General features: G+C 67.6%; 2 protein-coding genes. One reads left to right on the forward strand and one right to left on the reverse strand.

Translation table 11 applies throughout. The features are described from left to right. The first annotated feature begins 175 nt into the window (after positions 1-175). Positions 176-2896, forward strand: coding sequence for an SUMF1/EgtB/PvdO family nonheme iron enzyme (locus LJE91_07385; protein MCG6868545.1), 2721 nt, complete (start codon positions 176-178; stop codon positions 2894-2896). A gap of 411 nt (positions 2897-3307) precedes the next feature. Here the strand turns inward: LJE91_07385 and avd are convergent, their stop codons facing one another. Continuing rightward, positions 3308-3700: a diversity-generating retroelement protein Avd gene (gene avd / locus LJE91_07390; protein ID MCG6868546.1), complete on the reverse strand. Its 393-nt coding sequence runs from the start codon at positions 3698-3700 to the stop codon at positions 3308-3310. Positions 3701-3890: the final 190 nt, after the last annotated feature.

Here is a 3890-nt window from a genome sequence, read left to right on the forward strand (position 1 = left end):
ACACCCGCTTGCACGCTCCGGCTAACGTCTGGGCAGACGGACTCCGGCATCCAGGCCAGCCGTGAGCTGCGCGCGCAGGAGGCCGCGGTATTGCGCGAGATGTCAAGGGATACTCTAATATTGATTGCTGTGAGACCCGCATAACGCGAACCACCAGCACCCGAATCAACCCTGCATGTCGCAAAGCCCGCCCCGCGTCTTCATCAGTTACCGGCAGGAATCGGAAGAACTGGGTGCGTGGGTCCTGCGCCTCGCCGAAACCCTGCGCCGCGACGGTATCGATGCGGTCATCGACCAGTACGAACCGTTTCCGCAATACGGCTGGCGCGGCTTCATGGCGGAGTGTCAACGCGCCGACCAGGTCCTGGTGGTGTGCACGGAGGACTACAAGCGCCAGACCGAGATCGATTCCGGCCCGGACGCCGGCCGTGGCGTACGCTGGGAGTGGGAGATCATCGCCCGGGAGCTCTACGACAACAAGTTGAGGAACACGCGGTTCATCCCGGTGCTGCCGCCCGGCGGGCGGCGCGCGCATATCCCCGGTCCGCTCAGCGACTACACCGCCTTCGCCCTCGAGAACGACGACCAGTACCTGGCCCTCTACCGCATCCTAATGAATCAGCCCGAAATCACACCGGGCGCGCTCGGCAAGCCCCTGGAACTGCCGACCACGAAGGCGGCGCCACTGTTCCCTGAATCAAGGGAAACGGAACGTAAGGGGGAGAGTCCCCGGGCAGTAAACCCCTATCCCGGCCTGCGGGCGTTCGCCGCGGAGATGCGGGCGTATTTCTGCGGGCGCGAGAACGAGATCCAGACCCTGAGCGGCAGGCTCCGCGAACGGCAACTGCTCTGCGTGATCGGTGCCTCCGGGACCGGGAAGTCCTCGCTCGTGGCCGCCGGTCTGATCGCGGCCCTTCAGGACGAGACGGGGAACATGCCGGTGCTGCGATTTACACCCGGAAACCTGCCGGCCAGAAGGCTGGCGGAGACCCTGGACCGGGCCCTGCCCGAACCGCGCGCTTCGCTCGACACCACGCCCAGGGCCGAACGCATCGAAACCGAGCTGTCGGACGACGGTGCAACCGCGCTCGGGCGACACCTCGAGACGCTCGGCGCCAGTCGCGGGATCATCGTCTTCATCGACCAGTTCGAGGAGCTGTTTACCCAGTCGCCACACGGGGCTGCGGAAGCGTTTCGACCGCTGTTCGACGCGATGCTCGACTGGCCGAAGCTCAGGCTCGCACTGACCCTGCGCGACGAGTTCATGGACCGGCTCGCGCGCTGGCTGGGCGGCCGGCGCTTCTCCGAATCCATGGTCTACCTCGACCCCCTGGACGAAGCCGCGCTGCGGCGGGTGATCGAGACACCGGCCGACAGGGTGGACGTCGGTGTGCCGCCCGACCTCGTTCAGGCCGTGGTTTCGGAGGCCCGCGACATGCAGGGCGCGCTGCCGCTCATCGCCTACACCCTGCATGCACTGTTCGAGCATCCGCAGGGGATGACGCTCGAGGCCTTTCGGGCCCTGGGTGGCCTGCGAACTGCGATCGAGACCCAGGCGCAGCAGATCGATGCCGAGATCGGCAACGACCCCGGCTATGCCAGGGCCTGCGAGCACCTGTTCGCGGCCCTCGCTACCGTGGTCGACGACAAGACCCTGCGTCGCACCGCGGATACGGGGCCGCTGCGCCGGGACAGGGCCGTCTCGCGTCTGGTCGACGCCCTGGCCGGCATCGGCTTCCTGGCGCAGAGCGAGCGTACCGTGGCGATTACCCACGAGGCCCTGTTTACGCACTGGCCACGTCTCGTGAGCTGGCTGGACCTGCACCGTGGAAACCTCGCCCAGCGCCGGCAGGCGGAACTGGCCGCCAAGGAATGGGATCGCAGCGGGCGCAGCCACCCGTTGCGCTGGCCCTGGGAGCGCCAGCGACCGGCGCTGGAGGCGCTGCTGGCCCTGAGCGGGCGTGATGCCGGATCGCAGGGTTCACCGTACACGGACGCCGGTATCCACGCCTGGCGGACCCTGCGAGACGACCTGGCGGAACCGCTGGGAGCCTTTCTTTATCCCGAACCACTCGCGCTCCTCGACGAACTGAACGAAGCGGCCACCTCGCACCACCGCCGCGAGGAGATCGGCCTGCGCCTGAATCAGATGGGCGACCCGCGCCGTGGCGTCGGGCTGGACGAAGACGGCCTGCCGGAGATCGCGTGGGTGCCCGTAGCCGGCGGTAGCGTCAAGCTGGAGGATATCGAGGGAGAGTTCCGGGTCGAGGCGTTCTCCATCGCCCGTTACCCGGTCACCTGGCGACAGTACCGGGCCTTTCTGGAGGCGGATGACGGCTATGACAACGCGGCCTGGTGGGAAGATGGGCTGGTGCGGGATGAGGAACACAGCCCACTGCTCTGGAGCTTCGACAACTATCCTGCGATCAACGTCTCCTGGTACGACGCCGTGGCGTTCTGCCGCTGGCTGAGCCGGAAACACGGGGGAAAGGCGATCCGGCTGCCGACGGAGCGGCAGTGGCAACTCGCGGCGACTGCCGGAGATCCGGACTGCGCGTACCCCTGGGGGCCGGAGTGGAAGGAGTCTTGTGCCAACACTGCGGAGAGTGACATCAACCGTACCGTGGCGGTCGGTCTCTATCCCGCGGGCGATGCGGTGTTCACGGAAGGCGCACGGGTCGCGGACCTCGCCGGCAACATCTGGGAATGGTGCCGGAACACATACGACACACCTGCAGGCGGTGAACCGGACGGCGACGCCCCGCGGGTGGTTCGCGGCGGCTCCTGGGACAACTCCCGTGGCAACGCCCGCGCCGCCGACCGCAACAACTACGATCCCGCCGACCGCAACGACTACCTGGGGTTTCGTGTGTGTTGTGCGTCCCCCATCGAATAGCGGTGCGCTGGCTACTGGTCACTGATTGACTGGTCTTCTGAACCCTGTCGCGCCGCGCAGCGGCGCGCGAATTTTTCGCGCCATTGCGCCCCGCGCGGCTTGGCCCCATACTGCACGGGCAGGGCCTTGTCCTGCGGGGCTCCCTGAGACGTTCCCGCGGGTGGTTCGCGGCGGCTCCTGGAACAACAACCGGAACAACGCCCGCGCCGCCTACCGCAACAACAACGATCCCGCCAACCGCAACAACAACCTGGGGTTTCGTGTGTGTTGTGCGTCCCACATCATTCCGGCCCCTGTCGTGCGCCCTCGGCGCCGCCGGAAATTCCGGCCGACCACGGTTCGCCGGACGAGGCCAGGGGATCTTGATGGCGCAGGTGAGTCCCGCCCGCACGCCTTGACAGGGCGTCGGGCTCATACCGAACCGGGGCGCCGCCCGGGTCCGTCCTCGCGGCGCCCCTCTTCCTGCCGGCACTGCCGGATCCAGCCCCCCAGCAGGCGGCCAATCTCCGCGACCATTTCGCTGACTTGCCGGTACTGTCCGTCGCTCATCCATTGCCAGCGGTGCGCCAGTCGCAGATACAGCCGCAGACGGTTCAGCGCGGCATCGGCGCGGGTCAAAGCACCCAGGCGATGCGCCCCGCGCAGGGACTGCGCCTCGAACACCGAGTCCTGGCAATCCAGCGCGGCATCCATCATGCGCTGGGTCACCGTGAATCGGTGCGCCCTTGGGAATCTCTCGACCTTGGGGAGCAGCCAGGCCAGCAGGTCGAACAGACGCGCCAGGACAATCATCTCTTCGGCCACGATCATCTCCGCCCATGCATAGCGCAGCGTTCAGCGAACTCTGCGGCTGGCCGAACCTGCTGGCGGCCCACGCCGCTGCCGCGCGCTCCAAACGGGGTCACCGGTCCGTCGCGGCCTTCGAGCATCAGCTCGCCGATCGCCTGCTGGCGCTGAGGTCGTGCCTGCTCGAGCGGCGCTACCGGCCGGGCCC

Source organism: Gammaproteobacteria bacterium (assembly GCA_022340215.1).
Lineage (GTDB): Bacteria > Pseudomonadota > Gammaproteobacteria > JAJDOJ01 > JAJDOJ01 > JAJDOJ01.